This is a genomic window from Sphingomonas longa, assembly GCF_016892685.1.
Lineage (GTDB): Bacteria > Pseudomonadota > Alphaproteobacteria > Sphingomonadales > Sphingomonadaceae > Sphingomonas > Sphingomonas longa.
In genome coordinates this window covers 267008-292427 of record NZ_JAFEMC010000001.1, presented here as the reverse complement: position 1 = coordinate 292427, position 25420 = coordinate 267008, and the positions used below count along the sequence as shown (strand labels likewise).

Below are 25420 nucleotides of genomic sequence, written 5' to 3'. Positions count from 1 at the left end.
ATCGGGAAGTGCCGCTGATGGGGGACATGAGCGTGGAGCCGTCGATGGAAGAAATCCTGTCTTCCATCAAACGGATCATCGCGGAAGAAGGCGACGGGCCGACGCGTGGGCGTCGGATGTCCCGTCCCGCGCCCGCGCCACGCGACGACGATCATGAGGTGCTGGAACTCAGCGATCCCATGCCGGAGCCCGGTCGGCCGCAATTCTCGCACGCCGAGCCCGGCGTCGATCGCCGGCCCGAACCCGCTCATGTTGAGCCCGCCCGCGTGGAGACGGCTCGCGCCGAAGCGGCGCGTGTCGAGCCGATCCGTCCGGAACCGCAATCCTATTCCGAGCCGGAGCCTGCTCCCCGGATCGAAGCCAGCCGTGCCGAAGCCGCTCGCATCGAACCGCCGCGTCCGGAACCCGTTGCACCCGCAAAGCCGTCCGCGGCCGAGCCCGAACCGATCATCTCCGCCTCCGCCGCCGAAGCGAGCCGGGGATCGCTCGAGAACCTGTCGCGTCTCCTCGTGAAGCCCGATCCCGCCAGCGACGGCACGCTGGAAGGGATGGTCCGCGACATGCTGCGGCCGATGCTGCGCGATTGGCTCGACCGCAATCTGCCGGCGATGGTCGAGACGATGGTCGCGGACGAGATTGCGCGCATTACCGGTCAGCCGAGATAGCGGACGCGTGACGAACGGAACTGAAGATCGGCCGAACGGTTCGCTCGGCATGGGAACACATGACCTGGCGGGTACGGACGATTTCGAACATGGCCATGTCCCGCCGCCCGTAATCGATCACCGGGCTGCGCCGCACGATGCGCCGCACGACATCTTCTTCGCCGCGGTGAAGACGACCCGGATGCCGATGATCGTCACCGACCCAAAGCGTCCCGACAACCCGATCATCTTCTGCAACGAAGCCTTCACCTTCATGACGGGGTATGAGGAGCACGAGATCGTCGGCTCCAATTGCCGCTTCCTGCAGGGACCGGAAACCGATCGCGACATCATCGACCAGCTTCGCGCCGCGATCGCCAAGCGTGAGGAGATTGCGGTCGAGGTCCTGAATTACCGCAAGAATGGCTCGACCTTCTGGAACGCGTTGTTTGTGTCGCCCGTCTTTGACGAAAGCGGCGAGCTCCTGTATTTCTTCGGCTCCCAGCTCGACATCTCCCGCCGTCGCGAGGCGGAAGAGGCGCTGCACGAAGCGCAGAAGATGGAGGCCGTCGGCAAGCTGACCGGCGGTATCGCGCACGACTTCAATAATCTTCTGCAAGTCATTCTGGGATATGTCGATATCCTCGAAGCGAAGATCGACGCGTCCGACCGCGGCGCGCGCCGGGCGGTCGATGCGATCGCGATGTCGGCCAATCGCGGCGCGACGCTGACCCAGCAACTGCTCGCGTTCGCGCGCAAGCAGGAGTTGCGTGACCGCCTGCTCAATTTCAACCAGCTGATCGCCGACTTCCGCCCGATCCTCGATCGCACCGCAGGGGAGGGAGTGACTCTGCGTCGCCAGCTCGACGACCATTTGTGGAACTGCCGCATCGATCCGGTGCAGGCGGAAATGGCGCTGCTCAACATCATCGGCAACGGCCGCGACGCGCTGGGCGGATCGGGCACGATCACGATCTCCACGCGCAACGCCGTGTTGCCCGACGACGGTGCCGGCGCTTCGCTGAAGCTACAGCCCGGCGAATATGCCGCGATCACGATCGGCGACGATGGTCCGGGCATCGATCCGACGATCGTCGACAAGATCTTCGACCCGTTCTTCACGACCAAGGAAATGGGCAAGGGTACTGGCCTCGGCCTCGCGATGGTCTATGGTTTCATGCGCCAGTCCGGCGGGCTCGCCACGGCCGAAAATCAGGAGGGCGGTGGCGCGCTCTTCACCCTCTACTTCCCACGCGCCAGCGGTTCCTCTACCGAACGCCGCTCGCCGGTCGTCCAGCCACAGTCGCGCGGTGGCGTCGAACGCGTGCTGATGGTCGAGGACCAGATCGAGGTCGGCGAACTCGGGCAGGAGATGCTGCGGGACCTCGGCTATGACGTCACGCTCGTGAACAGCGCGCGCGCCGCGCTCGACGTGCTGGCCGGCGACTCGGACTTCAAGCTGCTGTTCACCGACATCCTCATGCCCGGCGGCATGAACGGCGTCGGTCTCGCCAACGCCGTGAAGCGCGACTATCCGCGCACCGCGGTGCTGCTGACCACCGGTTTCGCGGACGAGGCGATCGACGAGGGTGCGCGCAGCTACGAACTGATCCGGAAACCCTATCGCCGCACCGAACTGAACGAACGCATCCGTCAGGTGCTCGACAAACCCGGCGCGCGAACCTGAGGCTTGTTGTCGCAGGTTAAGGCTTCTGCTTTATCTTGCCGCCATGAAGCACTTCCTCCTCGCGAGCGTCGCGCTCGCCGTCACCGTATCTCCCGCCGTTATCTCGCCCGCAGCCGCTCGCCAGTTGACGATCGACGACGTGACGATGCTCAGCCGCATCGGTACGCCCACCGCGTCGAAAGACGGCCATTGGCTCGTCTGGGCGCAACGCGAAACCGACCTCGCCAACGATCGCGGCACCTACGACCTCTGGCGGCTCAACCTGACGAAGCGCGGCGCGAAGCCCGAAAAGCTGGCGGCGGAACCGGCCGTCAACGAGAACGACCCGCAGATCGTCGGCGACACCGTCTACTTCACCTCCGACAAGGATGGCGGCGACGGCGCAGTCTGGTCGATGCCGGTGACGGGTGGCGAGGCGCGCAAGCTCACCGCATTTCAGGGCAGCTTCAGCGGCTTCAAGGTGTCACCCGATGCATCGAAGCTGCTCATCTGGGCCGATCGCCTGCCCGGCGCGCCCAGCCTGACCCCGGCGATGGTCAAGAAGGCCGCGGATGCCGGCTCCGGCCGCACGTACGACCAGCTGTTCGTCCGCCACTGGGACACCTGGGCGGACGGCACCCGCTCGCAGCTCTTCGTCCTGCCGCTGACCGCCAACGGCGCGACCGGAGACGGCGTCGTGATCGAGGGCGCGCTGGTCGGCGACACGCCGTCGAAGCCCTATGGCGGCGGGGAGGAATTGGCGTGGAGCCCCGACAGTCGCACCGTATACTTCGCCCTGCGCGAAGCGGGCCGGATCGAGTCGACCTCGACCAATCTCGACATCTTCTCCGCCCCCGCCGATGGCTCCGCCGCGCCGACGAACCTCACCGCCGACAATGACGGCATGGACAATCTGCCGACCGTATCGCCCGATAGCCGCAGCCTGGCCTATTTCGCGATGAAGCGCCCCACCTACGAAGCCGACCGTCAGGTGCTGATGATCCGCGACCTCGCCTCCGGTCAGGTGCGGGCGGTGACGGAGGCGTGGGACCGTTCCGTGGCGTCGATCGCATGGGCGCCCGACAGCCGGTCGCTCTACGTCACCGCCGACGACGTGCAGGAGACGCCCCTGTTCCGCGTCGATGCAAAGACGGGCAAGGTCCAGCGGCTGACCGGCGAAGGCCATGTCTCTGCTGTGGCCGTCGTACCGAAGGGTGCGGTGGTGGCGATGAACAGCCTCGTCGCACCCGACGATTATTACATGATCTCAAAGCCGAAGCAGGCGCAGCGCTTGACGGGCGTGAACGTCGATAAGCTCGCCGGCATCGACATGCCGACCGTGAGCCGCTTCAGCTTCACCGGCGCGAACAACGACACCGTGTACGGCTATGCCGTCAAACCGGTCGGCGCGACGGGGAAGGTACCGGTCGCCTACATGGTCCATGGCGGACCGCAGGGATCGAGCAACAATAGCTGGTCGTACCGCTGGAACCCCGCCGTGTTCGCGGGCGCCGGCTATGGCCTGGTCGCAGTCGATTTCCACGGCTCCACCGGATACGGGCAAGCCTTCACCGATGCGATCCGCGGCAATTGGGGTGGCTGGCCGCTCGAGGACCTTCAGAAGGGCCTCGCCGCCGCGACCGCCAAGTTCGGCTGGCTCGACGACGACAATGCCTGTGCGCTGGGGGCGTCCTATGGCGGCTACATGATGAACTGGATCGAGGGCCAGTGGCCCGATCGCTTCAAGTGCATCGTCCAGCACGACGGCGTCTTCGACGCCCGCGCGATGGCCTACGAAACCGAGGAGCTCTGGTTCGACGAGTGGGAGCATGGCGGCAAGACCTATTACGAGGACCCCGCCGCGTTCGAAAAGTGGAACCCCGTCAACCACGTCGCCGCGTGGAAGACGCCGCAGCTCGTTATTACCAGCGAGAAGGATTTCCGCATCCCCTACACGCAGGGGCTGGCCGCCTTCACTGCGCTCCAGCGGCGCGACATTCCCTCACGCCTGCTCGTCTTCCCAAACGAGAATCACTGGGTGCTGAAACCGAAGAATTCGCGTCAATGGTATCGGGAGGTGCTGGGCTGGATGGGGAAGTGGACCGGTCCGAAATGATGCTGGCGGGCTGGGGGGTGACGAACCGCGCGCAGCCCCGCTAAGGGTCCTGCATGACCGAACTTCCCAAGATCTTCGACCCCGCCGCCATCGAACAGCGCTGGTACGCCCATTGGGAAGCGAACGGCCTGTTCCGCCCCGATCGTCCGGGCGCGGAGCCGTGGACGATCGTCAACCCGCCGCCGAACGTCACGGGCAGCCTCCATATCGGCCACGCCCTCGACAATACGCTGCAGGACATCCTGACGCGCCATGCCCGTCTGAAGGGCAAGGATGCGCTGTGGGTGGTCGGCACCGACCATGCCGGCATCGCGACGCAAATGGTGGTCGAACGCCAGATGGCCGCCAAAGGCGAGAAGCGCACCGACCTGACGCGCGAGGCGTTCGTCGCACGCGTGTGGGACTGGAAGGCGGAGTCCGGCGGCCAGATCACGCAGCAGTTGCGCCGTCTCGGCTGCTCGATGGACTGGGCGAACGAGCGGTTCACGATGGACGAGGGCTTCTCCGCCGCCGTTCTGAAGGTGTTCGTCGATCTTCACAAACAGGGGCTGCTGTATCGCGACAAGCGGCTGGTGAACTGGGACGCGGGCCTCGGCACCGCGATCAGCGATCTCGAGGTCGAGACGCGCGAGATCCAGGGCAAGTTCTGGCATCTGACCTATCCGCTCGCGGACGGCAGCGGCACGATCTCCGTCGCGACGACGCGCCCGGAAACGATGCTCGCCGATATGGCGGTCGCGGTGAACCCGTCCGACGAACGGTATACTGTGCTGATCGGCCGTCAGGTGCGCCTGCCGATCACCGGCCGCCTGATCCCGGTCGTCGCCGACGAGCACGCCGATCCCGAATTGGGTTCGGGCGCGGTCAAGATCACGCCAGGCCATGATTTCAATGACTTCGAGGTCGGACGTCGCGCCGGGATCGAGGCGCGCGACATGCTCAACATGCTCGATGCGCAGGCCCGTATTGTCCAGTGTGGCGGCGTTCCCGACGAGTTGATCGGCCTCGATCGCTTCGACGCCCGCAAACGCGTGGTCGAGATGCTGGAGCAGGCCGGCGCGCTGGAGCGGGTCGAGGATCGCGTCATCCAGACCCCGTATGGCGACCGCTCCGGCGTCGTGATCGAGCCTTGGCTGACCGACCAATGGTATGTCGACGCCAAGACGCTGGCGCAGCCCGCGATCGAGGCGGTCCGGACCGGCGCGATCAAGCTGGTGCCGAAGACGTGGGAGAAGACCTTCTTCAACTGGATGGAGAACATCCAGCCGTGGTGCGTCTCGCGGCAGCTCTGGTGGGGCCACCGCATCCCGGCGTGGTTTGCGGAGGACGGCCGCATCTTCGTCGCTGAGACGGAGGCCGAAGCGCAGGCCGAGGCGGGCGAGGGCGTGCCCCTGGTCCGCGATCCCGACGTGTTGGATACGTGGTTCTCGTCCGCACTCTGGCCGTTTGCGACACTGGGTTGGCCCGAACAATCCAATGGCCACCCGCCGTTCGTCCTGAGCGAAGTCGAAGGACAGGCCCAGAGCGGCACATCGGGTGGGGGTGCGTCGACGGCGCCCGGCGAGAGTTTGAATGGCCGCTACCCTAATGACGTGCTCATCTCCGGATTCGACATCCTGTTCTTCTGGGATGCCAGGATGATGATGCAGGGCATTCACTTCATGGGAGATGTTCCCTTCAAGACCCTGTATTTGCACGGCCTCGTCCGCGCGGCCGACGGCGCGAAGATGTCGAAGTCCAAAGGTAACACCGTCGATCCGCTCGGCCTGATCGACACCTATGGCGCGGACGCGCTGCGCTTCTTCATGGCGGCGATGGAAAGCCAGGGCCGCGACATTAAGATGGATGAGAAGCGGGTCGAGGGTTACCGCAACTTCGCGACCAAGCTCTGGAACGCGTGCCGGTTCGCGCAGGCGAACGGCATCGGCGGATCGACCACGCTCGAACCTCCCACCGCCACCCACGCCGTCAACCAGTGGATCGTCGCGGAATGCGTCGCCACGGTGCAGGCGGTCGACCTCGCCCTTGCCGAATTGCGCTTCGATGCCGCGGCCAATGCGATCTACCAGTTCGTCTGGAGCCGCTTCTGCGACTGGTATCTGGAACTCATCAAAACGAACATCGATGATGAGACCAAGGCCGTAGCCGGTTGGGTTCTCGACCAAATCCTGGTCCTTCTCCACCCGTTCATGCCCTTCATCACCGAAGAGCTATGGCATGGCCTGGCACCACGCGATCACGACCTGATCGTCGGGCGCTGGCCGATGCCGGACGCGCGCGCGCTGCATCCGGAGGCGGAGCAGGAGATCGACTGGCTGATCCACCTCGTCGGCGACATCCGCGCCGCCCGCACCGAACTCAATGTGCCACCGGGCGCACGCCTACCGCTGCACGTTCGCGATGCGTCGGAACAAACTCTGACCAGGCTGGAACGCCAGCGTCCAGTGCTCGCGCGCATGGCCAGAGTCGATCTCGCCGAAGGGCAGGGCGGGGGTGGTGCGGCACAGGTTGTGGTCGAGGAAGCGACCTTCATCCTGCCGCTGGAAGGTGTCATCGACCTCGACGCTGAACGCACCCGCCTGACGAAGGCGATCGCCGCCGCGGAGAAGGAGCGCGATGCGCTGAACGGCCGGCTGTCGAACGCCAGCTTCATCGAACGCGCCAAGCCCGAGGCCGTAGAAAAAGCGCGAGCCGATCATGCCGACAAGCAGGCCGAAGCCACGCGCTTGCAGGCGGCGTTGGGACGGTTGGGCTAAAACGCCAGGTTCAGTGCTCCCGCGAAGCCGGGAGCCCAGTTTGAAAAAAACGGGCGTGCTCGCGGCCACTGGTCTCCCGCCTGCTTTATGGTAGCTGCTCGCCCAGTAACCCACCCCGGCGAAGGCCGGCGTCCAGGTGCCGCCCGGAAAGTGAAACTCACCGCAGTCGCCGACATTGGACCCCGTCCTTTGCCGGGATAGTTCGGACCTCATCGAGACATTGGCTGCGAGAATCCCTGTCCTACACCCTCCGCATCTGCCATCGTCCGGGTCGCTCGCACCCTGAGCACCGAGACCGATGCGACCTGCGCAAACGAGCCGCATAGGACTAACCTTAGCCTAACCTTCCGCGAGCACACCGATCTATGGCACGGAACGACCTCACGACCGGCCCGATCGCTACGACGTTGATCGCGTTCGCTTTACCAACGCTGGGATCGAACATCCTCCAGTCGCTGAACGGGTCGATCAACGCGATCTGGGTGGGCCGCTTTTTGGGGGAGGACGCGCTCGCCGCGACGTCCAACGCCAACATCATCATGTTCCTGATGTTCGGTGCGGTGTTTGGGTTCGGCATGGCCGCGACGATCCTCGTCGGGCAGGCGTGGGGGCGGGGTGACGTCATGGAGGCGCGGCGTGCCTTCGGGTCCGCCATCGGACTGGTGCTGGCATCGTCGATCGTGGTGGCGGCGCTGGGTTTCGCCTTCGCCCACCCGATCCTCGTCGCGCTCGCCACGCCCGGGCCGGCGCTGCCGCTGGCCGAATCCTATCTGCGCGTGATCTTCCTAGGGCTGCCGGCTTCGATGATGCTGGTGCTGGCGATGATGGGCCTGCGCGGCACGGGCGACTCGATGACGCCCTTGTGGTTCATGATCCTCGCGGTGATCTTTGACGCGGGCCTCAACCCGCTGCTGATCCTCGGGGTCGGTTCGTTCCCGCGGATGGGCATCGCCGGCTCCGCCACGGCGACGCTGATCGCCAACGGCATCGCGATCGCCGGACTGGTCGGCTATATGAGCTGGCGCAAGCTGCCGATCCGCCTCTCCGGCGCAGACCGCGCATTCATCAAGCCCGATCCCGCTCTGGTCCGCCTGATCTTGGCCAAGGGCCTGCCGATCGGTGCGCAGATGTTGGTAATCTCCGTCGCCGGGCTGGCGATGGTGGGCCTCGTCAACCGGGAGGGCGTGGCGACCACCGCCGCCTATGGCATCACGCTGCAACTCTGGGGTTACGTGCAGATGCCCGCGCTCGCGATCGGCGCGGCGGTCAGCGCGATGGCGGCGCAGAACATCGGCGCGAACCGATGGGACCGGGTGTCGCAGATCACGCGCGCCGGCCTGATCTGCAATCTGGCGATGACGGGTGTGCTGGTCGGCGCAGTCATGTGGTTCGACCGCACGACGCTTGGCCTGTTCCTCGCCGCCGACAGCCCGTCGATCCCGATCGGCCAGCACATCGCGCAGATCGCAAGCTGGAGCTTCATCCTGTTCGGCGCGACGATGGTCCTGTTCGGCACCGTCCGCGCGAATGGGGCGGTCTGGGGGCCGCTGATCATCCTGTTCGTCGCGATGTTCCCCGTGCGGCTCGGCATCGCGCTGCTCGCACGGCCGGCCCTGGGGGCGGACGCCCTCTGGTGGAGCTTCCCCATCGGATCGACCGTCACGCTGATCGGCGCGATGCTCTACTATATCTACGGTCCGTGGAGGCGCGGTCGGTTGTTGCCCGCGGAGGCGCCGCCGGTCGCTCAACCGGCGGAGTAGCTACCGCGCGATGACCTCGCGCCCGCCCTTCCACAGGGTTACTGCGCGCCCCTCGACCGGAAGTCCGTGGAACGGAGTATTTCCAGCCGAAGCAAAGGCTTCGCCATCGATCCTCCAAGCGGTTCGTGGATCGAGCAGCAGCAGGTCGGCCGGTTGACCGACCGCCAACGTCCCGCTGTCGACCCCCAGCACGCTCGCCGGGTTTGTCGCCAGCATCGCGAACAGCCGCTCCATCGATACCAGCCCGTCCCGCACCAGCATCAACGCGAGCGGCAGCAGCGTCTCCGCCCCGGCCATGCCCGCCGCCGAGTCGGCAAAGGGCAGGCGCTTCGCTTCCGGCCCATGCGGGTCGTGGCCGGACGACAGCACGTCGATCGTCCCGTCCGCCACCGCGGCAAGGCATGCCTGCCGATCAGCCTCCTCCCGTAAAGGCGGCGAAAGATGCGCGAAGGTCCTGAAATCACTGACCGCCATCGCCGACAGGTGCAGATGTGCGGGCGTGATGCCGCAAGTCACCGCAACGCCACGCCGCTTGGCCGCCCGCACCAGATCGAGCGCCGCCGCCGTCGTCACCTGGCGGATATGCAGCCGCGCCCCCGCCTCCTCCGCCAGCATCAGGTCGCGTGCCACGGCCAGCGCTTCGGCGACTGCCGGTGCGGCCGCCAGCCCCAACCGGGTCGCCGTCTCGCCCTCGGTCGCAACCGCATGCTGGGTCAGCGCACCGTCCTCCGCATGCGTCACCACCGCCATGTCCAGCCCTGCGGCATAAGCCAGCACCCGCGCCATGACCGCCGAGTCGGCAATCCAGCCGCGACCGGTCCCCACCGCCTTCGCCCCTGCTTCGGCACAGATCGCCATCTCAGCGAGATCGCGCCCCTTCAATTCGCGTGTCGCGGCAACGATCGGGTGGATCCAAAGGTCGGGCTTCCCCACCAAGGCCGCGCGCTGCACGATGCCGGGATCGTCCAGCACCGGCGATTGATCCGGCATCAGCCCGACCCGCACGATCCCGCCGCGCCGGCACGCCTCCCGGTCGACCTTGAACACGCCGAGATCGACGATACCCGGCGCGAGCAGCGCACCGCCGCAGTCGACGACCTCCGCGCCCTCCGGTACCTCCACGACGCCAACCGCCGCGATCATGCCGTCACGGACCAGCAGCCCACCCGTCGTGACGCCGTCCGGCAGGACCAGCCGTGCATTCGTCAATGCCAGCATCACCAGGCCTCCACCCCGCGCGCCCGACGCGTCAGCACGTCGAGGCACGCCATGCGCACCGCGACGCCCATCGCCACTTGTTCGGTGATTGCCGACTGCGGCCCGTCCGCGACCGCCGAGTCGATCTCGACGCCGCGGTTCATCGGTCCTGGATGCATCACCATTGCCCCCGGCACCGCCCGCGCCAGCCGTTGCTCGGTCAACCCATAGCGCAGTCGGTATTCGCGGGGGGAGGGGACCAGCGCCCCGTCCATCCGCTCGTTCTGCAATCGCAGCATCATCACCACGTCCGCCCCCTCCAGCGCCGCATCGAAATCGGTGAAGGCAGTCACCCCCATCCGCTCGATCGCCTTCGGCATCAGTGTCGAGGGCGCGCAGACGCGGACCTCCGCGGCGAGAGCAGTCAGGCTCAGGATGTTCGAACGCGCGACGCGGCTGTGCAGCACGTCGCCGCAGATCACCACGCGCTGGTTGGCGATCGTGCCGCGCCGCCGCCGGATCGTCAGTGCGTCGAGCAGCGCCTGGGTCGGATGCTCGTGCCGGCCGTCACCGGCGTTCAGGACCGCGCAGTCCACCTTGTCGGCGATCATCTTCACCGCGCCCGAACTCATGTGGCGGATGACGATCACGTCGGCACGCATCGCGTTCAGCGTCTGCGCTGTGTCGATCAACGTCTCGCCCTTCTTCACGCTGGACTGCGCAGCGTGCATGTTCACGACGTCCGCACCCAGTCGCTTCCCGGCGATCTCGAAACTCAGCAGCGTGCGCGTGCTGTTCTCGAAGAAGGCGTTGATCTGCGTCAGGCCGGCGAGCGGCGCCGCGCTTTTCGCGTGGGTCCGGTTAGCCTCGACCCAGTTTTCCGCCTCGTCGAGCAGGAAGGCGATCTCATGCGGCTGGAGGCCGTCGATCCCAGTCAGGTGGCGATGCGGAAAGACTGCGCCCCCCTGGATCATCGTGGCGGGGCGGTGGTCTGAACGTTCCATCGACGCCCGCGGGTAGCGAAGCCGGGAGCGACGGGCAAGCCGCCGCTCCCGGCGTGCGAGGGTCAGGCGATAGTGGCGATCTGCCGACGGCGACGCAAGCCGGCACCGGTCACGCCGATCCCGCCGATCATCAGCGCCCAGCTCGCCGGCTCCGGCACAGCGGAAAGTAGGGCATTGTCCGGCGCGAAATCGCTGATGTCGCTATTCCCGGCAAAGCCGACGCGCGGCCACAGATTGAAACCGTAGCGATCGAACGCAAATCCGGTCGACGGCAGCAACGCAGCGTCGATGCGCGCCGTGAAGCTATTGCCCACGATCGAAATGTCGGCGGAATCCAGTGTTGCGGCGCCGAGCCGTCCCGTGCCATCCTTGTTGATGACGATCGCCTGATTGAAGATGACGTTGCGCTGGCCGATCGACGCGAACGGGCGGATCGTGCCGGTGCCCGTGTTCACGCCGATGACGTAGATACCCGGAGATCCGGCGACGATCGTTCCGGCCATCGTCGCCCCCAGCAGGAACTGGGCGCTACCGGCGTCGTAGCTGACGGAAAAGCTCGTGACGTCCAGATCCGCAAGGCGCGGTCCGGTGTAGCTGGCGAGGAAGTCGTTGGTGGCATCGACGACGGTGGTGGCGGATGCGGGGGCGGAGCCCAGCGCGATGGCGGCCGACAAGATCGCGAAAACGGGTTTCATGGTCTTCTCCTGGTGAGCGGACACGAGCCCGCCTCTGGAGGCTAACCCATATCGTTAACGAAGCTTGCTTTCATATCCGAAACGATCAGTTTCGCTTTAGGTTTGATTAATTGTCAGGGCGTCTATCGCACCTTGCAGTATGTAGGCGGCAGCAAGGTTGTCGATCCGCTCGGCCCGCTTGGCGCGGCTCATATCCTGTTCGATCATCGCACGCTCCACCGCGACCGTGGACCAACGTTCGTCCCAGAGCAGCACCGGCCCCATGTCCTCGACCAGACGGGCGAACGAACGAGACGACTGGCTGCGCGGGCTTTCTGTGCCGTCGAGGTTGAGCGGCAACCCGATGACGAGGCCGCGCACACCCTGCGCCTTGGCCAGCTCCAGCAATTGCACCTTGTCCTTGGTGAACTTCGTCCGGCGTACGAGCGTCGCAGGGCTGGCAAAGGTCCAGCCGGCGTCGCACAGCGCGGTGCCGATCGTCTTCATGCCGACATCGAGCCCCATCAACCGGCCGCCGGTCGGCAGCACCTCCAGAAATGCGGCGGGTTGCGTCGTAATCATCGTATGAATGCCGCCATCCGGCGGGCTGCATCGGCGCGGACGTTCGCCCAGAACAAACTGTAGTCGTAAACGTGATAATTGTTACCCGGCAGCACGTACGGTCCTACGTCCGGCCCTTCGCCGATCAGCAGGAACCCGCGACCCTGGCACCGCGCCGGCACCTTGCCCGCTACGATTTCGGCGGTCGCAAGATCCTTGGCGGGATAGAGCGTACCTAGATTGGCGCTGGCAGGGGCCGGGATGTCGGGCCGTCCGACCAGCGGATTGGTGCAGACCATTTGCGTGTTTTGTCGGCTCTGCCCGTCGAAACCGCGCGTGCGATCGTAGGTGTCGGTAATCAGCGACGGGTCGGCGGGCTCCGCGAAGGTCAGCCACGACAGAGTGCAGCCCGGCTGATCCGGCGTCCGACATTCGGGCAGGCCCATCGCCGGCAGGTCGGTCGCGCGCGACACCGGCCAGCCGACGACGTACGCAGCAACGATCCGCCGGCGCAGACTTGCATCCTTCGCCACCCTGTCGCGCAGTAGATGCGTCAGGTGCAGTGCGCCCTGACTATGGCCGGCAAGGATGATCGGCCGATCGGGCGCGATCTGTCGCAGGAAGCTGTCGAACGCGGCATCGACATCGCCATACGCCAGTCGCAAAGCGCGCTCGGCATCCGCGGCGCTGGTCAGGAACGCGCCGAAAGTGGCCTGCCGATAGCGGGGAGCCCACACTTCGCCGACCTCGTTGAAGGCGCTCGCCTGCCCGCGGATGAACAGCGCGGCGCGGTCGTTGGTCTCCGGATCGGTGACCGGCGCGTTCCAATGATCCCGGCTGACATAGGAGGTCGGGTGGATGAAGAACACCGCCGCACCGCCGGCCTTGGCGCGCGGGCTATACCCGGCCGGCATCCACAGTGCCGGGTTGCCCGGCAAGTCGGGCCGGGCGAGCCACATCGCCTTGTCGTCATAGGCGCGGCTTGCGACGCTCGGCTGTGCGCGGAACGCCTCGCCCGGCACCAGCGTCCAGCGGATCAGGTCGTTGCCGTAAAAGCGATAGGCGAACGCCCCCGCGATCACGAGCACGATCAACACCACCATCACGTACAGGAACTTGCGCGCCACCGACTACTCCACTCTTCGTGCCCGCCCGTGCCCCAGCGGGCGCGGCAGTGCAAATTGCATTGCGCGGCGGCGACGCGCGATGCTAGCCGCACGGCCATGTCAGTCGATACCGCCACCGTAAGAAAGATCGCGAGCCTCGCCCGCATCGCGATCACCGAGGAGGACGCCGCCCGCGTCGCCCCGGAACTGGACAACATCCTCCACTGGATCGAACAATTGGGAGAGGTTGATACGTCGGGCGTCGAGCCGATGACGGCCGTCATCCCGAACACGCTCAGGCTGCGCGACGATGTCGTGACCGCGGGTGGTATCCGCGACGACCTGATGAAGAACGCACCGCAGGCCGAACACGGCTTCTTCGCGGTTCCGAAGGTGATCGAATAATGGCCGACTTGACGGATCTGGGCATTGCCGACCTGCGCGACGGAGTCCGCGACGGCAGCTTCGCTGCGGTCGAGGTTGCGGAGGCGTTCAACGCCCGTGTCGTCGGCGCGAAGGCGCTGAACGCATTCCTCGTCGAGACGCCCGATCATGCGCTGACCGCCGCCCGCGCCGCCGACGCCGCGCGGGCTGCCGGCGATGCACCGAAGCCCCTCGCCGGCGTGCCGATCGGCATGAAGGACCTGTTCTGCACCGCCGGCGTCCAGACGACCGCGGCCAGCCACATCCTCGAAGGATTCGTCCCGCCCTACGAATCGACCGTGTCGCAGAACCTATGGGATGCGGGCGCGGGGATGCTCGGCAAGCTCAACATGGACCAGTTCGCGATGGGTTCGTCGAACGAGACGAGCTATTTCGGGAACGTCATTTCCCCTTGGCGGCGCAAGGACGGGGGCAACGCTCCCCTCGCACCCGGCGGATCGTCGGGCGGCTCGTCCTCGGCGGTCGCGGCGCGGCTGTGTCCGGGTGCGACCGGCACCGACACGGGTGGCTCGATCCGTCAGCCGGCGGCGTTCGTCGGCATCAGCGGCATCAAGCCCACCTATGGGCGCTGCTCGCGCTGGGGCACGATCGCCTTCGCATCGTCGCTCGATCAGGCGGGGCCGATGGCACGCGACGTTACCGACTGCGCGATCATGCTGGAGGCGATGTCGGGTTTTGATGCGAAGGACGCGACGTCGCTGCAACTTGAGGTTCCCCGCTGGGAGGCGCACCTCTCGCCCGACCTGAAGGGCAAGCGCGTCGGCGTGCCGAAGGACTACCGGGTCGACGGCATGCCGTCGGAAATCGAAGCACTGTGGCAGCAGGGCATCGACTGGCTGCGCGATGCCGGTGCGGAGATCGTCGAGGTCTCGCTGCCGCATACCAAGTACGCGCTGCCCGCTTATTACATCATCGCCCCCGCGGAGGCGTCGTCGAACCTCGCCCGCTATGATGGCGTCCGCTACGGCCTGCGCGATCTGCCGGACGGTGCCAACCTTCAGGACATGTACGCCGCTACGCGCGCGGACGGTTTCGGGGACGAGGTGAAGCGGCGCATCCTGATCGGCACCTATGTGCTGTCGGCCGGCTTCTACGACGCCTATTACACGCAGGCGCAGAAGGTCCGCGCGCTCATCGCTCGCGACTTCGAAAAGGCGTGGGAGGTGTGCGACGTCCTGCTCACCCCGACCGCGCCCTCCGCGGCGTTCGCGCTGGGCGAGAAGTCGTCGGACCCGATCGCGATGTACTTGAACGACGTGTTCACCGTCCCGTCGTCGCTGGCGGGGCTGCCGGCGATGAGCGTGCCGGGTGGCCTCGACAAGGACGGGCTGCCGCTCGGGCTCCAGATCATCGGCAAGCCGCTCGACGAGCAGGGCGTCCTGAACGCCGGTTTGGCGATTGAGGAGCGGGCGGGGTTTTTGGCACGTCCGGAGGCTTGGTGGTAACTTCGCGAGCCTTCGTCGCGCACAATGTCGAGGTGCTGCGGGAAGCGCAGAACGCGCTGAACGTCGCCTTCGGTGCGATCCTGAGCGCATATGTCGGCGTGTCGTTGTCCGAGATCGACAACCATCCGTTCGACCAGCATGTCCTCGCGCGGTTCTTCCTGGCGCTGGCGGTCTTCATTCTGGGGCTATGCGTCGGCAACAGCGTCATCCTGCGCGGCGAGTATCGGCTCGGCGTCCTGTTTCTGGGCTTCGCGGCGGGGGCGGCGGTGATCGCCCACCACGAAGCCTATGAGCTCGGCTTTCAACCGGCGATCCTGCGTATCCTCAGCGGCTGCTGGATCGTCGCGCTGCTCGGCAGCAATGCGGTGCTCACCGCCATCAACTATATTCATCATCGGAACCGGACATGAGCGACTATCGTATCCAGGGCGCGACGGGCGAGTGGGAGGTCGTGATCGGCCTCGAGGTGCACGCGCAGGTCACCTCCAACGCCAAGTTGTTCTCGGGCTCGTCCACCACTTTCGGCGCCGAGCCGAACACGCAGGTGTCGCTGGTCGATGCCGCGATGCCGGGCATGCTGCCGGTGCCGAACGCCGAGTGCATCCGTCAGGCGGTCCGCACCGGCATGGCGATCGACGCGCAGATCAACACATGGTCGCGGTTCGACCGGAAGAACTATTTCTACGCCGATCTGCCGCAGGGCTATCAGATCAGCCAACTCTACCACCCGTTGGTTGGTGAAGGCGCGATCGACATATCGCTGGACGAGAAGAACCCGGATGCCAGCGGCAAGCGGATCGGGGTGGAGCGCATCCATGTCGAGCAGGATGCGGGCAAGCTGATGCACGACCAGCATCCCACGCGCTCCTATGTCGACCTCAACCGATCGGGCGTCGCACTGATGGAGATCGTCAGCCGTCCCGACATGGCTTCGCCTGCCGAAGCGGGGGCTTACCTGCGGAAGTTACGGTCGATCCTGCGCTATGTCGGATCGTGCGACGGCAATATGGAAGAAGGATCGATGCGCGCCGACGTGAACGTCAGCGTTCGCAAGGCGGGCGAGCCGCTGGGCACCCGCACCGAAACGAAGAACGTCAATTCCGTCCGCTTCGTCATGGCCGCGATCGAGCACGAGGCGAACCGTCAGGTCGATGTGCTCGAATCCGGGGGTCGCATCGTACAGGAAACGCGACTGTTCGACCCCGACAAGGGCGTGACGCGGTCGATGCGCTCGAAGGAAGACGCGCACGATTACCGCTACTTCCCCGACCCCGACCTGCTGCCGCTGGTTCTGGACGACGCGTTTCTCGAGGCGTGCCGGGCATCGCTGCCGGAACTGCCGGATGCCAAGCGCCGCCGGTACGAGGCGGCGGGGATCACCCCGTACAACGCCACCGTGTTGACGGCCGAGGTCGAGAGCGCACGCTGGTTCGATGCGCTGCTGGAGGCGGGGGCGGCGGCTCCGCAGGCAGCGAACTGGACCACGTCCGAGCTGTTCGGCGCGCTCAACCGCACCGGCCGCGGCTTCGCCGACAGCCCGGTCACGCCGGTACAGGCGGCGGAACTGCTGGCGCTGGTCGCGGACGGTACACTGTCGAACAGCCTCGCCAAGCAGGTGTTCGAGATCATGCTCGAAACCGGTGACGGTGCCATCAAGGTTGTCGAGGATCGTGGCCTGAAACAGACCAGCGACACGGGGGCAATCGATGCGGCGATCACCGCGATCATAGCGGCCAATGCGGACAAGGTCGCCGATTACCGTGGTGGCAAGGACAAGCTGTTCGGATTCTTCGTCGGGCAGACGATGAAGGCGATGGCGGGCAAAGCCAATCCGGGCGTCGTCAACGAGCGCCTGAAAGCAATGCTCGATCAAGGGTGAAACTCGCTTGCATATAGCGGAGCGATCTGTAGCCTGATCTCATCCCGTCGTGGAGGCGGGCCTTGAGGGGGCTCAAGCGGCATGTTCGGTCGGATCGTTGCGGTGTTCTTCGCTTGCGCAGGGCTGTTCACCCTCGCCGGCCCGGTGGCCGCGCAAGAGAAGTCCGCCGTTCGCCCGGGTTTCGTCCTGAAACCCGGCAGCGCGCGTATCCTGTTGTTTCGACCGAGGATCCTCGTCGGCGCGCAATCGACCGGTGCCATGTTCGAGCCCAACGCCGATTGGACGGAGCAAGCGCGCGAAAACCTCGGCAAGGCGTTGGCGGCGGCTCAGACGACGCTGGGCAATACCGTGGTGGTTGCGCCCGAGGCGATCGGCAAGGCAGCCGCGCGACTGGCGGCCTATCAGGCGCTGTTCGCCACCGTGGCGGACGCCGTGGTCGAATATCAGTTCTTCGCCGGTAACCGCCTGCCGACGAAGAAACGCGCCGGGCAGTTCGACTGGACGCTGGGGCCGGGGGTGGCCGATCTCGCGAAGGATACGGGCTGCGACTACGCGCTCTTCATCGGCACGGAGGACCAGTATGGCTCGACCGGCCGCAAGATCTTCCAGTTCGTTGCCGCGGTGGCGCGGGTGCCGATCGTGTCCGGATCGCACAAGGGGCAGGCCGGGCTCGTCGATCTGAGGACCGGCGATCTCGTATGGTTGAACGCGGACATGCGGATGGGTGGCGACGTGCGCGATCCCGCCGGCGCCAGCAAGCGCATGATGCAGCTGCTGGAGGACTTTCCGGGACGGTCCCTCGACGCCGCTGCCAACGCCGAATCCCGCGTGGCGACGCGCTGATATGCGGGTCGCCACGCGCCTCGCGCTCGCCACGACGCTCGTCGTCCTGTTCGGCCTGTCGAGCGCGGCGGGCGAAACGCCCGCAGCGGTGCCGCTGCCGCCCTATGCCGGTGCCTATCAGCCGCAAACCGTGGACGAGCGCGGCGCGTGGATGATGGCGGATGAAGCGGAGCGATCGTTGCGCGACTCGCCCGCGCTGATCGGCGACCCCGCGCTCAACGCCTATCTGCAGCGCGTGCTGTGCCGCACGGTAGGGGAGGATCGGTGTCGCGGCATCCGCATCTACATCCTCCGCGTGGCGGATGTGAACGCGTCGATGATGGCGAACGGCACGCTCCAGATCTGGAGCGGTATCCTCCTGCGCATGCAGAACGAGGCCGAACTGGCGGGCGTGCTGGGCCATGAATTCGCCCATTTCGAACGGCGGCATCAACTCAATCATTTTCGCAAGGCGCGAACCGCCACCGACATCGCCGCATGGGCGGGCCTCGCAGGCGGACGTTACGGGCCAACCGTCGCTTTCTCGGCGCAAACCTCGATCTATGCCTTCGGGCGCGAGCAGGAAACCGAGTCCGACATGCTGTCATCCCGCTACATGCAGGCCAGCCATTACGACGGCCATTCCGTCGGCGCGTTCTGGGAGCGGCTGATGGACGAGGCCGACGCGACCGCGCTCGGCAGGCACCGGCGCAGTACGCGCTTCGATCGGGTATCGTACTTCGACACGCATCCGGCCACGCTGGAGCGTGCCCGCACGTTCCACGCCGCAGCCGCCAGCGCGCCGGGTGGCGGCGACGATGAGCATGCCGCATGGACCGCCGCCCTCGCGCGCTGGCGTGAAGCGTGGCTGGAGGATCAGCTGAAGCTCAACGACTTCGGCGGGACGGAGTATCTGCTCGCGCAACTGGGGCGCGACGGCTGGACGCAGGATTTGCTGTTCGCCCGCGGCGAACTCTACCGCATGCGTGGTAATCCGCGCGACCTGATCGCCGCTGCCGATTTCTACCGGGAGGCGATCATCCTCGCACCCGATCATGCCGAGGCGCATCGCGGGCTGGGACTGACTCTGCTCCGCCGCGGGCGAGAGGTGGACGCGGAGACAGGCAGGGCGGAACTTCGCCGCTATCTGACGCTGAAGCCAGCGGCGACGGACGCGGCAATGATGGCGGCGTTGCTCTCGTGAACATGGCCGGGCGTGTGATCGCATCCGCCACGACCGCCATCCTGCTCGCGGTCGCCCCGGCGATCGCCGGCAATACTTTGGTCAAGCAGGGTGTGGCGGCGTCGGTGGCCCGGTCTGCGCTGACCGTAATGCCCGATCGCGAATGGAACCGGATGGGCGCGCGACCGGGGCGGCGGTCGGAAACCTGGACGCTGGATGGCGCAACCCTCAACGACCTGACCTTCTATGGTGCGATCGAGACGGGCAAAACGCTGTTTCGCAAGGTCGATCGCAAGCACCGGCCTTTGCCGCGCTACTCGTCGCGCATGTTGCTGACCGACATCCCGATGCTGTTGGAGAACAGCTATCGCATCGCGCTCGGCACGTCTTTGATGACGATCGACACGGTCCAGCCGACGCTGCTGGCGGGCAGCAAGGCGGTGCGGTTCACCTATACCTGTACAAGGCCGGGCGAGGACGTCGAACGACGCGGCGAGGCAGTGGCGGCGATCATCGGCCGAAAGTTGTTCATGATGTCGTACGAAGCGCCAGCGATCTTCTATTTCGACCGCGATCTCGCTGCGTTCAGGCGGCTGGTGGCGACCGCGTGGCTGGCGGAGGGCACCCGGTGAGCGCCCTCCGCCGAACATTTATTGCTGGGTGAGGTCCTGATTCTTGACGACACCGCCGTCACCGCTCACGCCGGAAAACTCGCCGGCGGAGGTGAGGGTTTCCGGCTCCGGGCCACCTTCGCCGCGTTCCACGGCATCCGATCGGGACTCGACCGCCTGCTCGATATCGCTGCGTGCATCGTCGTCGCGGCGCTCCGGCGGGGTGTTCGGGTCGGTGCCCGGGTGATCTTCGGGGCGGCCTTCGCCACGTGCGTCGGTCATCTCAGATCTCCGCCGGCTGGGCGGTGCCGGGATCGCCCGCGGGCGTGCCGGGCGACGGCTGGTCGATATCGGGTCCGGGTGTCGTGATCTCCGGCGGTGGGCCATCCGGCTGCACCGGCTGCGGCGAGGGGACGGGGGCTTCTTGTGGGGGCTGGGTCGCCATTCTGCTCTCCTTGGACCGAATTAACGTCTCGGGATCGCCGTGGGTTGCGTGTGCCGCTTGCTCCCAAGCGCCGCACTGGTATAGACGCGCGCCCAAGGGGAACGCTGCGAAGTAGCACTGCGCAGGGGATACCCAACGGCGGGTCCAAGATTGCGGGCGTGGCGGAACTGGTAGACGCAGCAGGTTTAGGTCCTGCCATCGCAAGATGTGGGGGTTCGAGTCCCTTCGCCCGCACCAGTCCCGCCCTGCGCGCAGGGGCGGGAAGCCTACGAAATTCATTCGATCCTCAAGATCAAAGGCCGAAGATGCAGACTGTCGAGACGTTGAACGAGGGCCTGAAGCGCGCCTACACGCTGACCATCACCGCCAAGGATATCGACGCGAAGGTCGATGCCGAGGTCAAGCGCGTCGCGCCGCAGGTCCGTATGCCCGGCTTCCGTCCCGGCAAGGTGCCCGTCAACCTAGTGCGCAAGATGCACGGTGAGGCGCTGACGCAGGACGCGCTGAACGCCGCCGTACAGGAAGGCGTGCAGAGCCTCCTCGCCGAAAAGGCGCTGCGTCCGGCCATGCAGCCGACCGTCGCGCTCGGCGACGATTACGCGCCCGGCAAGGATGTCGAGTTGAAGGTCGAGCTGGAGGTCCTGCCGGACGTGCCCGCTCCCGCCATCGACGGTCTGAAGCTGGAACGGCTGACGATCCCTGTCGCCGACGAAGCGGTCGACGAGCAGTTGAAGAAGTTCGCCGACCAGCAGAAGCGCTGGGACGATGCCGGTGACAAGGCGGCGGAGCATGGCGATCTCGTCACGGTCGATTTCGTCGGCAAGACCGAGGACGGCGTCGCGTTCGAGGGTGGCACCGGCACCGACATGGGCGTCGAGATCGGCGCGGGTCGCCTGATCCCGGGCTTCGAGGACCAGCTCGTCGGCGCGAAGACGGGCGAGGAGCGCCAGCTGGCCGTGACCTTCCCGGAGGATTACGGCGCCAAGGAACTCGCTGGCAAGCCCGCGACGTTCGACATCGTCGTCAAGTCGGTGAAGACCGCCGCCGAGAGCAAGATCGACGACGAGATGGCGACCTCGCTCGGGCTCGAGAGCCTGGAGCAACTGCGCGGCCTGCTGAAGGGGCAGATCGAGCAGGAGCATAATGGCCTGACGCGCACGCACATGAAGCGCAAGTTGCTCGACCAGCTGGCCGAGGGTCACGACTTCCCGGTGCCGCCGTCGATGGTCGAGGCCGAGTTCGCGCAGATCTGGCAGCAGCTGGAGCATGAGGCGACTCACGAGGCCGATCCCGCCGCGGCGATGGCCGAGATGGAGAATGATCGCGACGATTACCGCAAGATCGCCGAGCGTCGCGTGCGCCTGGGGCTGTTGCTGTCGGAAATCGGTCAGGCGAACGGCATCGAGGTGACGCAGCAGGAAATGCAGCGCCTGATCATGCAGGCGGCGCAGCAGTACGGCCCGGAGGAGCGCCAGAAGTTCATCCAGTACGTCCAGCAGGAGCCGATGGCGGCCGCCCAGCTGCGCGCGCCGCTGTACGAGGACAAGGTCGTCGACTTCCTGTTCGAGAAGGCGGACGTGACCGACCGAGAGTCGACGCGCGAGGAACTGGAAGCGGCGATCGAGAGCGAAGACGGCTTCGCGACGGGCACGCACGTGCATGATCATGACCACGATCACGATCATGACCACAAGCCGAAGAAGAAGGCCGCCAAGAAGAAGGCGGAACCCGAGGCCGCGACGGAGGAGGCTCCGGCCGCCGAGGCGTCCGAGGAGGCTCCCAAGCCTGCGAAGAAGGCTGCGGCGAAGAAGAAGGCGGCTGCTCCGGTCGAGGCCGAGACGGCCGTGACCGAGTCGGCACCGGAAGCGGCCGAGAACGCCGAAGGCACCGAGGCAGCCGATGCGGCCCCGGCGAAGAAGCCGCGCGCGAAGAAGCCGAAGGCCGAAACCGCCGAGTGATCGGCCGAAGCAGAGGGCAGGGCGGATGACCGCGCCCATCACTCCGGGCGTGCGCGTCGCCGTCCTGCTCCCCTGCTTCAACGAGGAAGCGGCGATCGTCCAGACGATCGCAGGCTTCCGCGCCGCACTCCCCGGCGCGGCGATCTACGTCTACGACAACAATAGCACCGACCGGACCGTCGAACTTGCGCGCGGGGCCGGCGCCGTCGTCCGGCGGGAGCGTATCCAGGGCAAGGGCGCGGTCGTCCGGCGGATGTTCGCCGATGTCGACGCCGATGTGTATGTGATGGCGGATGGCGATGCGACCTACGACGCCGCCTCCGCCCCGGCGCTGGTCGATCGCCTGCTCGCCGAACAGCTCGACATGATCGTCGGCAGCCGTGTCAGCCAGGTGCAGGAATCCTACCGGCGCGGCCACCGCTTCGGCAACGCGCTGCTGACCGGCATGCTCGCACGGCTGTTCGGGCGCAGCTTCACCGACATCCTGTCCGGCTACCGCGTCTTCTCGCGCCGGTTCGTGAAGAGCTTCCCGGCGCTGTCGGCGGGGTTCGAGATCGAGACGGAAATCAGCGTCCACGCGCTGGAACTGCGGATGCCCTGCGCCGAGGTCGAGACGCCTTATTATGCGCGTCCCGAAGGTTCGGCGTCGAAGCTCAGCACCTACGGTGATGGCTGGCGCATCCTGTCGACGATCCTGACGCTGTATAGGATCGAACGGCCGGTGCTCTATTTCGGCACGCTCGGCGGCCTTCTGGCGCTGATCGCATTCGCTTTGGCGGTGCCGCTCGCGCTGACCTATGCCGCGACCGGGCTGGTGCCGCGCTTCCCGACGGCGATCCTCGTCACCGGGCTGGGGATCGTCGCCGCCTTGTGCCTGTTCGCCGGCCTGATCCTCGATACGGTGGTGCGTGGGCGGCGCGAAGTCCGGCGACTGTTCTATCTCGCGCAGCCGGCACCGCCCGGCGGGGCTTGAACTCGCCGACAGGGCGCGCGACATAGCGTGTTCTTCAGGGCATCAGAGAGTATCCCATGCATAATCCGTTCGAGACCGGCGATTTCGCGAGCCCGCTGATGAGCGCCGGCCTCGGCCTGCATCAGACCCAGGCGGGTCTGGTCCCCATCGTGATCGAACAGTCGAACCGCGGCGAGCGTTCCTTCGACATCTTCTCGCGTCTGCTGCGCGAGCGGATCATCTTCGTGACGGGTGGTGTCGAGGACGGCATGGCCAGCCTCATCACCGCACAGCTGCTCTTCCTCGAGTCCGAGAACCCGAAGAAGGACATCTTCATGTACATCAACTCGCCGGGCGGCGTCGTCACGGCGGGCATGGCGATCCACGACACGATGCAGTATATCCGGCCGCGGGTCGGCACGGTCTGCGTCGGCCAGGCGGCGTCGATGGGCAGCTTCCTGCTGGCGGCCGGTGAGCCGGGTATGCGCGTGGCACTGACCAATGCCCGCATCATGATCCACCAGCCGTCGGGCGGTGCGCAGGGCATGGCCGCGGACATCGAGATCCAGGCGCGCGAGATTCTTCGTATGCGTCATGACCTCAATACGCTGTACGCCAAGTACACCGGCAAGCCGCTGGAGGAGATCGAGCGGGCGATGGATCGTGACAAGTTCATGTCGACCGAGGAAGCCAAGGCGTTCGGCCTGATCGACGAGGTCTTCGACAAGCGGCCGATGCCTTCGGAGGACATGGCCGCGGCGGCCTGACCCCGCGCAGCGGCGGGACGATGTTAACGACCCGCCGCTACCGTGTTTTGGCCGTTGTGGTTTGCGCACTGGCCGGGCTACGATGTCCGGCCCATATAGGACGGGGAAACTCGTCCCAAGGAAGGTTTGAATGACGAAGCTGAGCGGTGGCGACTCCAAGAGCACCCTCTACTGCTCGTTCTGCGGCAAGTCGCAGCACGAGGTGCGCAAGCTGATCGCGGGTCCCACCGTCTTCATCTGCGACGAGTGCGTGGAGCTTTGCAACGACATCATCCGCGAGGAGACGAAGTCGGCGCTGGTGTCCAAGAAGGACGGCGGCGTGCCGACCCCGCAGGAGATCTGCAACGTCCTGGACGATTATGTGATCGGCCAGAAGCAGGCCAAGCGCGTGCTCTCCGTGGCGGTTCATAACCACTATAAGCGCCTGAACCACGGCGCGAAGGGTGCGGACGTCGAACTCGCCAAGTCGAACATCCTGCTCGTCGGGCCGACCGGTTGCGGCAAGACGCTGCTGGCGCAGACATTGGCCCGCATCCTCGACGTGCCGTTCACGATGGCCGACGCCACGACGCTGACCGAGGCCGGCTATGTCGGTGAGGATGTCGAGAACATCATCCTGAAGCTGTTGCAGGCGAGCGACTACAACGTCGAGCGGGCGCAGCGCGGCATCGTCTACATCGACGAGATCGACAAGATCAGCCGCAAGGCCGAGAACCCGTCGATCACCCGCGACGTGTCGGGCGAGGGCGTTCAGCAGGCCCTGCTGAAGCTGATGGAGGGTACCACCGCCAGCGTCCCGCCGCAGGGTGGCCGCAAGCATCCGCAGCAGGAATTCCTGCAGGTCGACACGACGAACATCCTGTTCATCTGCGGCGGCGCGTTCAGCGGGCTGGAGAAGATCATCGGCGATCGTCTTCAGGGCAAGTCGATCGGCTTCGGCGCCTATGTCGCCAGCCCGGAGGAGCGCCGCACCGGCGATGTGCTGCGCTCGACCGAGCCGGAGGATCTGCTGAAGTTCGGTCTGATCCCCGAGTTCGTCGGTCGTCTGCCGGTGATCGCCACGCTCGAGGATCTCGATGTCAGCGCGCTGGTGAAGATCCTGAAGGAGCCGAAGAACGCACTGGTCAAGCAGTACCAGAAGCTGTTCGAGATGGAGCAGGTCGATCTCGGCTTCACCGACGACGCGTTGGTGTCGGTCGCCAAGAAGGGCATCGAGCGCAAGACGGGCGCCCGCGGCCTGCGGTCAATCCTGGAGGCGATCCTGCTCGACACGATGTTCGACCTGCCCGGTATGGACGGTGTCGACGAGGTGATGATCGACAAGGACGTGGTGGAGGGCCGCAAGGAACCCATCCGCGTCTACGCCGAGAAGAAGCAGAAGGACGGCGCGGCGGCGTAAGCGTCAGCCGATGGAGTGGGTTGGGGGGCGT

General features: G+C 66.1%; 23 protein-coding genes and 1 tRNA gene. 17 read left to right on the top strand and 7 right to left on the bottom strand.

Annotated features, from left to right (window positions below; all coding sequences use genetic code 11):
- Positions 1-17: 17 nt before the first annotated feature.
- From ILT43_RS01380 to ILT43_RS01360, 5 genes are all read left to right on the top strand, one after another.
- Complete coding sequence (locus ILT43_RS01380; RefSeq protein ID WP_204193470.1) at positions 18-665, top strand: DUF2497 domain-containing protein; 648 nt, start codon at positions 18-20, stop codon at positions 663-665.
- A 49-nt stretch (positions 666-714) separates the two neighbouring features.
- Positions 715-2331: a histidine kinase famiy protein gene (locus ILT43_RS01375; protein WP_204193469.1), complete on the top strand. Its 1617-nt coding sequence runs from the start codon at positions 715-717 to the stop codon at positions 2329-2331.
- 43 nt (positions 2332-2374) lie between these two features.
- Complete coding sequence (locus ILT43_RS01370; RefSeq protein ID WP_204193467.1) at positions 2375-4426, top strand: S9 family peptidase; 2052 nt, start codon at positions 2375-2377, stop codon at positions 4424-4426.
- A 53-nt stretch (positions 4427-4479) separates the two neighbouring features.
- Positions 4480-7182: a valine--tRNA ligase gene (locus ILT43_RS01365; protein WP_204193466.1), complete on the top strand. Its 2703-nt coding sequence runs from the start codon at positions 4480-4482 to the stop codon at positions 7180-7182.
- Positions 7183-7547: 365 nt separating this feature from the next.
- A complete protein-coding gene (locus ILT43_RS01360; protein ID WP_204193460.1) occupies positions 7548-8942 on the top strand; it encodes an MATE family efflux transporter in 1395 nt (464 codons plus the stop codon).
- On the opposite strand, the gene ILT43_RS01355 is transcribed toward ILT43_RS01360, so the two are convergent.
- The 5 genes from ILT43_RS01355 to ILT43_RS01335 all read right to left on the bottom strand — a co-directional run bounded on the left by ILT43_RS01355 (position 8943) and on the right by ILT43_RS01335 (position 13505).
- On the bottom strand, positions 8943-10160 hold the full coding sequence (locus ILT43_RS01355) for a dihydroorotase (protein WP_204193458.1): 1218 nt from the start codon (positions 10158-10160) through the stop codon (positions 8943-8945). It abuts the gene before it with no gap.
- The gene (locus ILT43_RS01350; RefSeq protein ID WP_204193452.1) at positions 10160-11143 is read right to left on the bottom strand and encodes an aspartate carbamoyltransferase catalytic subunit; all 984 of its coding nucleotides are present in this window, start codon (positions 11141-11143) and stop codon (positions 10160-10162) included. The genes ILT43_RS01355 and ILT43_RS01350 overlap by 1 nt, the downstream gene beginning before the upstream one ends.
- 62 nt (positions 11144-11205) lie before the next feature.
- Positions 11206-11838, bottom strand: a complete 633-nt coding sequence (locus ILT43_RS01345; RefSeq protein WP_204193450.1) for a PEPxxWA-CTERM sorting domain-containing protein — start codon at positions 11836-11838, stop codon at positions 11206-11208.
- Between the two features lie 96 nt (positions 11839-11934).
- Positions 11935-12399, bottom strand: a complete 465-nt coding sequence (gene ruvX, locus ILT43_RS01340) for a Holliday junction resolvase RuvX (RefSeq protein ID WP_204193448.1) — start codon at positions 12397-12399, stop codon at positions 11935-11937.
- Positions 12396-13505 (bottom strand): DUF3089 domain-containing protein, encoded by a 1110-nt coding sequence (locus ILT43_RS01335; RefSeq protein WP_204193447.1) that lies wholly within the window; start codon positions 13503-13505, stop codon positions 12396-12398. Before ILT43_RS01335 ends, ruvX begins: the two co-directional genes overlap by 4 nt.
- 96 nt (positions 13506-13601) lie before the next feature.
- On the opposite strand from ILT43_RS01335, the gene gatC reads away from it, so the two are divergent.
- The 7 genes from gatC to ILT43_RS01300 all read left to right on the top strand — a co-directional run bounded on the left by gatC (position 13602) and on the right by ILT43_RS01300 (position 19889).
- Complete coding sequence (gene gatC, locus ILT43_RS01330) at positions 13602-13889, top strand: Asp-tRNA(Asn)/Glu-tRNA(Gln) amidotransferase subunit GatC (RefSeq protein ID WP_120581787.1); 288 nt, start codon at positions 13602-13604, stop codon at positions 13887-13889.
- Positions 13889-15373: an Asp-tRNA(Asn)/Glu-tRNA(Gln) amidotransferase subunit GatA gene (gene gatA / locus ILT43_RS01325; protein WP_204193445.1), complete on the top strand. Its 1485-nt coding sequence runs from the start codon at positions 13889-13891 to the stop codon at positions 15371-15373. Before gatC ends, gatA begins: the two co-directional genes overlap by 1 nt.
- Complete coding sequence (locus tag ILT43_RS01320; RefSeq protein ID WP_204193444.1) at positions 15367-15783, top strand: hypothetical protein; 417 nt, start codon at positions 15367-15369, stop codon at positions 15781-15783. Before gatA ends, ILT43_RS01320 begins: the two co-directional genes overlap by 7 nt.
- Positions 15780-17252: an Asp-tRNA(Asn)/Glu-tRNA(Gln) amidotransferase subunit GatB gene (gene gatB / locus ILT43_RS01315; RefSeq protein ID WP_204193442.1), complete on the top strand. Its 1473-nt coding sequence runs from the start codon at positions 15780-15782 to the stop codon at positions 17250-17252. Before ILT43_RS01320 ends, gatB begins: the two co-directional genes overlap by 4 nt.
- An 81-nt stretch (positions 17253-17333) precedes the next feature.
- Positions 17334-18095: a hypothetical protein gene (locus ILT43_RS01310; protein WP_204193440.1), complete on the top strand. Its 762-nt coding sequence runs from the start codon at positions 17334-17336 to the stop codon at positions 18093-18095.
- Position 18096: 1 nt separating this feature from the next.
- Positions 18097-19278, top strand: a complete 1182-nt coding sequence (locus ILT43_RS01305) for a M48 family metallopeptidase (protein WP_204193439.1) — start codon at positions 18097-18099, stop codon at positions 19276-19278.
- A 14-nt stretch (positions 19279-19292) separates the two neighbouring features.
- Positions 19293-19889 (top strand): hypothetical protein, encoded by a 597-nt coding sequence (locus ILT43_RS01300; RefSeq protein ID WP_204193433.1) that lies wholly within the window; start codon positions 19293-19295, stop codon positions 19887-19889.
- 18 nt (positions 19890-19907) lie between these two features.
- On the opposite strand, the gene ILT43_RS01295 is transcribed toward ILT43_RS01300, so the two are convergent.
- Positions 19908-20150, bottom strand: coding sequence for a hypothetical protein (locus ILT43_RS01295; protein WP_204193431.1), 243 nt, complete (start codon positions 20148-20150; stop codon positions 19908-19910).
- A 1-nt stretch (position 20151) separates the two neighbouring features.
- Positions 20152-20313: a hypothetical protein gene (locus ILT43_RS01290; RefSeq protein WP_204193430.1), complete on the bottom strand. Its 162-nt coding sequence runs from the start codon at positions 20311-20313 to the stop codon at positions 20152-20154.
- Positions 20314-20465: 152 nt separating this feature from the next.
- Between ILT43_RS01290 and ILT43_RS01285 the strand changes: the two genes are divergently transcribed.
- From ILT43_RS01285 to clpX, 5 genes are all read left to right on the top strand, one after another.
- Positions 20466-20550 (top strand) — tRNA-Leu (locus ILT43_RS01285).
- 68 nt (positions 20551-20618) lie between these two features.
- On the top strand, positions 20619-22271 hold the full coding sequence (tig, locus tag ILT43_RS01280) for a trigger factor (protein ID WP_204193429.1): 1653 nt from the start codon (positions 20619-20621) through the stop codon (positions 22269-22271).
- Between the two features lie 25 nt (positions 22272-22296).
- Complete coding sequence (locus tag ILT43_RS01275; RefSeq protein ID WP_204193427.1) at positions 22297-23244, top strand: glycosyltransferase family 2 protein; 948 nt, start codon at positions 22297-22299, stop codon at positions 23242-23244.
- Positions 23245-23300: 56 nt separating this feature from the next.
- Complete coding sequence (locus tag ILT43_RS01270; protein ID WP_055843520.1) at positions 23301-23990, top strand: ATP-dependent Clp protease proteolytic subunit; 690 nt, start codon at positions 23301-23303, stop codon at positions 23988-23990.
- Between the two features lie 130 nt (positions 23991-24120).
- Positions 24121-25389 (top strand): ATP-dependent Clp protease ATP-binding subunit ClpX, encoded by a 1269-nt coding sequence (clpX, locus tag ILT43_RS01265; protein ID WP_055843518.1) that lies wholly within the window; start codon positions 24121-24123, stop codon positions 25387-25389.
- Positions 25390-25420 lie beyond the last annotated feature (31 nt).